The sequence below is a fragment of the Paenibacillus sp. Lou8.1 genome, assembly GCF_024213565.1.
In the GTDB taxonomy this organism is placed as follows: domain Bacteria; phylum Bacillota; class Bacilli; order Paenibacillales; family Paenibacillaceae; genus Paenibacillus; species Paenibacillus polymyxa_B.
The window spans coordinates 1-1,014 of sequence record NZ_JANAVN010000037.1; the positions used below are offsets into that span (position 1 = coordinate 1).

General features: G+C 50.1%; 1 pseudogene. It reads right to left on the bottom strand.

Annotated elements, in window-relative coordinates:
- Positions 1-85: 85 nt before the first annotated feature.
- A pseudogene (locus NLX78_RS26340) lies at positions 86-1,014 on the bottom strand (IS1182 family transposase); the annotation flags it as partial.

Consider the following 1,014-nt stretch of genomic DNA (forward strand, 5'->3'; position numbering starts at 1 on the left):
CAGATTGTCGAGAAACCCCGTCTTTTGAGACGTGGGTTTCTTTTTCTTTACATCATAAGGCTCTGGTCTCTGGAGAAATAGGGGGTTACCCCTGTTTCTCCAGGCGATCCAGGTGGATCGCCATCTTCTTCATGTTCTGCACGGCTGCCGTCATAAGGGCTTGTTCCCTGACGTTTGGTAGACCGCGCAAACGGCAATAGCGAAACCCATGGAGCTCTTTGGCATCCGCGAAGCTTCGCTCAATCGTCTCTTTTCGTTTGCGGTACAGCCGTTTCCCGGATGGGCTTAGCCGGTTGCTCCGTACCCACTCTTTGCTGTCTTCCCAGACATGCCGAGTCACCACTTTGCGGTGGTTTCGAGACTGGGTACACTGGTCTAGCAGTGGGCAATGCTGGCACTGAGCTGGGTCAGAGGCATACTGCCGGTATCCCTTACGGTCCGTCGTTCGGTAGGGCAGTTCCTGTTGGGCTGGGCATCTATACACATTGCGTTTGGCATCGTATTCAAACTTCCATTTCGGAAACAGCCCTTGTCTGGGATGGAATCTTCGGTGAGCAATCACGGCAAAAATCTTTCGGTTTTGCAAACCTCGGCAAATCGGCGTCGTTAAATAACCTGAATCTAGCGCAACAGCTTCTACTTGAAAACCAAAGCGTTCTCTTTGTCGATCCAAACGGGACAAATAGGGGACAGAATCATGTACATTCCCCGGCGTCACATGCACATCCGTAATCAGATTGTACTTCATATCCACTGTGCGGTGGTCCAGATAGAAGAAGCCTTCAGGCTTGCCATCACGGATCATATAGCCGCTGTCTGGGTCTGTTTTGCTCACTTTAATTTCTTTTTCTTCGTTCACTTCCTCTCGGGATTTTAAGGCTTTTTTCCGTGGCTTTTCCGGTCCTCCTTCACCGCTTCGTTAAGCTCGTCCATATAGTCTTTGGTATTCTGCAACACTTGTTCTTTGGTGTACTGGTGCCTGTTAGCATTGGCTTTGACGTGTGTGGAATCGGT